This window comes from Citrobacter sp. R-1.5.2 (genome assembly GCF_035064245.1).
In the GTDB taxonomy this organism is placed as follows: domain Bacteria; phylum Pseudomonadota; class Gammaproteobacteria; order Enterobacterales; family Enterobacteriaceae; genus Citrobacter.
In genome coordinates, this window is record NZ_JASEYC010000087.1 from 1 (window position 1) to 635 (window position 635).

At 54.6% G+C, this 635-nt stretch carries 1 rRNA gene; it reads left to right on the forward strand.

The window, feature by feature from the left end:
• Positions 1-635: ribosomal RNA gene (locus QMN38_RS26710) — 23S ribosomal RNA — on the forward strand; the annotation flags it as partial.

Genomic DNA, 635 nt, shown 5'->3' on the forward strand with positions numbered 1-635 from the left:
TCATCTTCGGGGGTAGAGCACTGTTTCGGCTAGGGGGTCATCCCGACTTACCAACCCGATGCAAACTGCGAATACCGAAGAATGTTATCACGGGAGACACACGGCGGGTGCTAACGTCCGTCGTGAAGAGGGAAACAACCCAGACCGCCAGCTAAGGTCCCAAAGTCACAGTTAAGTGGGAAACGATGTGGGAAGGCACAGACAGCCAGGATGTTGGCTTAGAAGCAGCCATCATTTAAAGAAAGCGTAATAGCTCACTGGTCGAGTCGGCCTGCGCGGAAGATGTAACGGGGCTAAACTGTGCACCGAAGCTGCGGCAGCGACACTATGTGTTGTTGGGTAGGGGAGCGTTCTGTAAGCCGTTGAAGGTGTCCTGTGAGGGGTGCTGGAGGTATCAGAAGTGCGAATGCTGACATAAGTAACGATAATGCGGGTGAAAAACCCGCACGCCGGAAGACCAAGGGTTCCTGTCCAACGTTAATCGGGGCAGGGTGAGTCGACCCCTAAGGCGAGGCCGAAAGGCGTAGTCGATGGGAAACAGGTTAATATTCCTGTACTTGGTGTTACTGCGAAGGGGGGACGGAGAAGGCTATGTTAGCCGGGCGACGGTTGTCCCGGTTTAAGCATGTAGGCGG